Raw genomic sequence first — 5450 nt, forward strand, 5'->3', positions numbered from 1 at the left:
GTCTTACACCACTCGGTTTCGCAGCACATTTTGGCAATAAAGAAGCAGCACAGGTATTGCTTAACTATGGTGCTGACATTAATGCTGTATCTCATTCCAAGATTTCTTTCATTCCCTCCAATACAGCCTTGCATGCTGCAATTGCAGGCGAAAGGAATATAGATCTCATTAATTTGTTTATGAAGCATCATGCCGATACTAATCTTCTGGACAGCAATGGTCATACTTGCTTGCATACTGCAGCTTTTCATGATGATAATACTGAAATCATTCGTGTATTGCTTGAGCATGGAGCAAATATAACCACTAAAGATCCAGAAGGGCATACCGCCTTGTCTCTTGCAGTCAAACAAGGAAACCATAATGTGGCTGAGTTTCTTCGCAGGCGATTATGAGTCTGGAAAATACTTGCATATAAACAAAGTAAGCAATTGTGGTAATCTATAATTAATGAGCAGAAAGCTTGCTGATGGATAGGCTAGTGAAAAAACGGGATTTACAAGATGATGCTGTTATAGGAGACGAGTAGAACTATGACAATAAACAATGAGACAACAAATGAGGAAGTAAACAGTAAGGATTCGGCGATGACCGAGGAGAAATGGGCGGAGCTTATTAAGGCTGTTCACCATAATGGCATCGTAGCTTTAAAAATGCAATTTAACGATGTTGAAGGACAAGTGTTGAACCACGAAGCTTATGGCCCAGTTTTTGTATTTCATGTGAAGGATGAGTCGGACAGCGTATATTCCTGCGGATTTTTCCTGCATGAGTTGGTCAATAGATTCCAATCGGGGAATGATCCTGCGGTGTGGATGGCTTCTTTCTTCGTCGATCTTATGGAGAACGAGGGTGGGAAACCTCTCTCACAAGCCGCTGCAAGCGAAGAGGAGGCTAAAGCGGTAATCGACAAAATCCTCGTTCCGCAATGTATAAAAGCTGTGACGGAAGAGTTTGCTCCGGAACAGGTACATGCGGGTCTAGCTTGGAACGAAGAACACGGTCCAGTCTTTGAAGCTGGATTTCCAACGATTAAAGACGGAAACAACGTTTGCGCTATTCCGTTACATCTATTGTTGACACATTTGCAGTTGAACCGGGATCCTGCGGAGCTGCTAATTCAAGGCATGTATAACATCCGAAATGAACATGGTATAAATTCCTAAAATTTTTTCATCAAAAGGCAGCTTCTGATTCGTAATGGAATCGGGAGCTGCCTTTTTCTTTTATATAATTGAAGAATAGCAAGCCAGCCTAACCTTTCTTTATTGCGATATTCTCATTTACAACGTAACAGTGTTATGTTACGATCATTTCGAGAGGTGATTATAGTGGATAAGGATTTAATTTCGAAAAAGGAGCTGCTGGATTTAACCGGCATTTCGTATGGGCAATTATATCGTTGGAAACGAAAGAAGCTTATTCCTGAGGAATGGTTTATTCGAAAATCAACGTTTACAGGACAAGAAACCTTTTTCCCAAAACAGACGATATTAGCGCGCATCCATAACATCATTAATATGAAGGATGATCTTTCGTTAGATGATCTAGCAGGTAAGTTATCTGATACGTCCGCTATTAATGGTATGACATTGACTGCTGCAGAAGTCGGAGAACGTAACATTGTTTCGTCTATGACCCTAAGCAGGTTTGGAGCGTTATCTGAAATTGGTGGACAATATTCTTTTGACGAGCTTGTGCATTTATTTGCAGTTGACTATCTGCTTGGCCTCGGAGAGCTGAGCTTAGAGGAAGCAGAACTGTTGTTTCAAACCTTGAACGAGAAGGTCAGGAAGTTCGAGGGAAAGAGCTGGGATCTATTTTTTATTCGAAAAATGGGGATGACTTCCTTTATCATGGCGCACTCGCCAACTGAATTAGTATTTGACGAAGGTGTAAGGCTTGTTGCCAAGCTAAGCTTAGGTGATTTAATTGAACAATTAAAAGGGAAGCTTTCTTAATGGAGGGAAGAGCGATGACGGAATATCAGCTGTCAGATTTAAAGATTAGTGGAGTTAGCGGTGCCGCAGGTGGAAGCTACGATAACGTATTTATAGATGGTGTTGGCAAAGTAAGCGGACCTATTGTTGCGCGCAGATTTAAGGGAAATGGACATATACGAATGAAGGCACATCTTACGGCAGATGAGCTTGAAGTTAATGGTACGATGGATGTAAAAGGCAATATGAAATTTGGAAATATGAAGGCGGATGGTTTGCTTACTATCGCGGGCGGAGTTAGCGGCGAGAGCTGTGAATTAAATGGCATGATGAGCATAAAAGGTGATTGTGAGCTAGAGCATTTTACAGGTAAGGGCGGCTTCACGGTTGGCGGCTTGCTCAGTGCGGGCCAGCTGGAATTTCAACTGCAAGGCCAAGGAAAAGCGAATGAGATTGGCGTGGAAAACCTGGTCATCAGGCAGGCAGAGGTGGGAATGTGGAATAAATTATTCAGTGGAATGATTCCGAAGCTAAAGCCTGAGCTGCGTGTTGGGGTCATTGAAGGCGACAATATTGATATTGAATTTACAACTGCAGATATCGTTAGGGGTAATGTTGTCATCATTGGTCAGGGCTGCTCGATAGGACGAGTAGAATATCGCTCGAAGCTGTCCGTACATCCCGGCGCTGCAATTATGAAGGAGGAGAGGGTTAGTGACTGAGCCTATACGGAATCCATTGAAAGTATTAGGTGAAACAACGTCAGCGGGCGGGTTTTATCAAAATGTGAATATAACAGGCGAATGTAAATTTAACGGTGATGTGGATTGTAAGAAGCTCAGGCTGACGGGAGAAGTCAAGATCGCTGGGAATTTAACTGCGAAAGATATGAAGATAACGGGCGTATGTGCTGTTGACGGCAGCTTAAATGGGCTTAGCTTGCAAGGACGAGGTGAGATGAAGTCAAAAGGAAGAGTTAGAGTAGACAAAATTAAATTAACGGGTCAATTGGATGCAGCAGGTGATTGTGAAGCGGAAGAGCTGCACATAAATGGCGCAGTAAATATCGATGGATTATTAAGCTCAGATCAGCTAGCTATTAGTATGTTCGGACCTAGCTTTGCCAAAGAGGTCGGAGGCAGCAAAATCAAAATTAAAAGAAGCAAAGTGGGAACATTGCTGAGGCTGATGAAATCGATGGACGGGGTCATATTCAATGCGGGGTTGATCGAGGGCGATAACATCGAGCTTCATTATACGAAGGCAAGTATCGTTAGAGGAGAGAATGTAATTATAGGTATAGACTGCGAAATTGAGACGGTGGAATACCGCGATGAACTGAAAATTCATAAGAGTGCAGTTGTGAAAAACAAGGTAAAACTATGATTTTTTTATACGCACTGAACAAAACAAGCTTTCCCCATTTTTTTGGGGGGAATGAATGCGCCGGCAGAGTGTATGGTTTATTTCTGCCGACGCATTTTTTTATTTTATAGTTTGAATTTGCTAATTAATGTTTGCAGCTGCTTGGACATTTCATTAAGTGATACAGCGGAAGCGCTAATTTCCTTCGTAGAATCGAGCTGTGCATCCGATGCATTAGCGACGTCAATAGCAGCCTTTGAAGAGCTTTCAGCTATAGTTGAGAGCTCCTGAACAGAGGAGGCGACTTCCTCAGAGCCCGCTGACATTTGCTCAGATACGGCTGAAACCTCTTGAATCAGCTGAGCAACATTGTGCGTGGCCGCATATATGGTTTGAAATTTGTCACCCGTCTCCTCCGCGATTAACATGCCTTGTGTTACTTCCTTCGTTCCTTCATCCATAGCATGTACCGCCTGCGTTATTTCACGTTGAATCTCAAGTATTAATACGCCAATTTGAGTGGCAGCCTGATGGGATTGATCAGCGAGCTTCCTAACTTCGCTTGCGACAACTGCAAATCCTTTTCCCTGTTCGCCGGCTCTTGCCGCTTCAATGGCGGCATTCAGTGCCAATAAGTTGGTCTGTGACGCAATTCCAGCAATGACCTCGACAATTTGCACAATTTCGTTAGAGCGATCGCTTAGCGAGTTGATGGAAGCGGACGATTGTTGAACGGATTGATGAATGCCGTCCATCTGATGGATAACTTTCGTAATATAGAGATTGCCTTGTGAGGCTTCCTCAGACATATCCTCAGAGGCAACCGCCATACTAGCTGCGGATTCGGCTACACGCTGTATGCCCACTGCCATTTCCTCCATTGCACGAGAGCTTTCGAAGGCTACCTGTTCCTGCGTTTCTGCGCCGGCAGCAACCTGGCGAATGCGGTGTGAAACCTCACTAAGCGACTTCGAATTTTGCTCGGCATTCGTTGCTAGTTCATTCGCTTGAATCGCTGCTTGATGGGCATTTTGCTGCACACCATTAATCATGTCTCGTAAGCTTAATATCATCTCATTGAAACGGGCATTCAATAAGCCTAGTTCATCCAGACGATTAGTGGGCAGACTCACATCAAGCTGACCCTCGCTAACTTTACGAAAAGCACCGTTCAACTCTTTAATAGGTGAAAGCAATTTGCGCAGTACAACAATTTGAATAAACAAAATGACGAGAAGCGCTGCTATCAGAACGGACACCGTCCATAGGAGCAGCTCTTTTTTTCCTTCGGAGACGATATCCGCATGAAGATCAATCGCAAATGCTGCAATGACATTGTTTTGCTCATCCATGATGGGATGAACGACGGTTATCCATTGTCCATAACTGTTTGTGTAAATGTCTGTTGTTGCTGCTTTTTTGCTTTCGAGCAGCTTTTTCATGACCTTCAGCATAACGGGGGATTGCTCATAAGCGGTGCCCGGCGTGTAGCCGGAGTCAATATAGTCTTGCGGAACGGCTAGCAGAATCGGAGTTTTTCCTTGAGCGATATCAACAGAGTATAGATAGGATTGGGATACACTGTTGTTCGTTTTTTGAAAATGAGCTATTTTCCCAATAAGTTTTTTGTGGAGCGGACTGTTTGCGTCATGATTTTGGAAAGCTTCTTTAACTTCGGCTAATTCGAATTCACTTGCAGCAAGCGCTGCAAAACCTTCTGCCTGTTGATTTAAGGTTTTGACTAAAACTCGTTCTTGGATAAAATAGCTGGCTGCAATGAGGATAAGCGCAATCAAGACGATGTTCAAACTGGAGAGAAGCAGGTTTTTTCCAAAAAAAGATAGTTTCATTTGTTTAGAATTGCTGATTTGTTTCATCGTTAGGTAAACCCCTTTTCTAAGCAACAGTTATCAAAACAAATAGCCACCATCATTGGCGGTACCGATCTCACCGTCCAATAAAGTGGCTGAATTTATGCAGGTGGAAGTCACTACGTATGTTTAGGCGGAGCGATAATTTCTGCTGCTGGAACACCGGCAATTCCCCAATGGGTGGAGGGGATTTCTGTAACTAAAACGCGAATTCGCTCTTTTGGAGAGTTCAATTCTGCTGCAATGGTCTCTGTTACGCTGGCAATAAGAGACT

7 protein-coding genes are annotated in these 5450 nt (G+C 43.4%); 5 read left to right on the plus strand and 2 right to left on the minus strand.

Annotated elements, in window-relative coordinates; genetic code table 11:
* The 5 genes from AB4Z17_RS31640 to AB4Z17_RS31660 all read left to right on the plus strand — a co-directional run.
* A partial coding sequence (locus AB4Z17_RS31640) for an ankyrin repeat domain-containing protein (protein WP_441964250.1) occupies window positions 1–395 on the plus strand: 395 nt, incomplete at its 5' end.
* 138 nt (window positions 396–533) lie between these two features.
* Window positions 534–1166 (plus strand): hypothetical protein, encoded by a 633-nt coding sequence (locus tag AB4Z17_RS31645; protein WP_441964252.1) that lies wholly within the window; start codon window positions 534–536, stop codon window positions 1164–1166.
* Between the two features lie 165 nt (window positions 1167–1331).
* Window positions 1332–1961 carry a DUF4004 family protein gene (locus AB4Z17_RS31650; RefSeq protein WP_441964254.1) on the plus strand — a complete coding sequence of 210 codons (630 nt, stop codon included), beginning with the start codon at window positions 1332–1334 and terminating at the stop codon, window positions 1959–1961.
* Window positions 1962–1975: 14 nt separating this feature from the next.
* On the plus strand, window positions 1976–2662 hold the full coding sequence (locus AB4Z17_RS31655) for a hypothetical protein (RefSeq protein WP_441964255.1): 687 nt from the start codon (window positions 1976–1978) through the stop codon (window positions 2660–2662).
* Entirely contained in the window at window positions 2655–3326 is a 672-nt protein-coding gene (locus AB4Z17_RS31660) for a hypothetical protein (RefSeq protein ID WP_441964257.1), read from the plus strand. Before AB4Z17_RS31655 ends, AB4Z17_RS31660 begins: the two co-directional genes overlap by 8 nt.
* Before the next feature lie 104 nt (window positions 3327–3430).
* On the opposite strand, the gene AB4Z17_RS31665 is transcribed toward AB4Z17_RS31660, so the two are convergent.
* Window positions 3431–5182: a methyl-accepting chemotaxis protein gene (locus tag AB4Z17_RS31665; RefSeq protein ID WP_441964259.1), complete on the minus strand. Its 1752-nt coding sequence runs from the start codon at window positions 5180–5182 to the stop codon at window positions 3431–3433.
* Window positions 5183–5295: 113 nt separating this feature from the next.
* Window positions 5296–5450 (minus strand): tautomerase family protein (locus AB4Z17_RS31670; RefSeq protein ID WP_441964261.1); only part of this gene is annotated, 155 nt, incomplete at its 5' end.

The organism is Paenibacillus sp. TAF43_2 (genome assembly GCF_052113545.1).
Taxonomy (GTDB): Bacteria; Bacillota; Bacilli; order Paenibacillales; family Paenibacillaceae; genus Pristimantibacillus.

What these genes read in the sequence shown, in the direction of transcription:
- AB4Z17_RS31645 (WP_441964252.1), top strand. Translation starts at nt 534, where the DNA reads ATGACAATAAACAATGAGACAACAAATGAGGAAGTAAACAGTAAGGAT.
- AB4Z17_RS31655 (WP_441964255.1), top strand. Translation starts at nt 1,976, where the DNA reads ATGACGGAATATCAGCTGTCAGATTTAAAGATTAGTGGAGTTAGCGGT.
- AB4Z17_RS31665 (WP_441964259.1), bottom strand. Translation starts at nt 5,182, where the DNA reads ATGAAACAAATCAGCAATTCTAAACAAATGAAACTATCTTTTTTTGGA.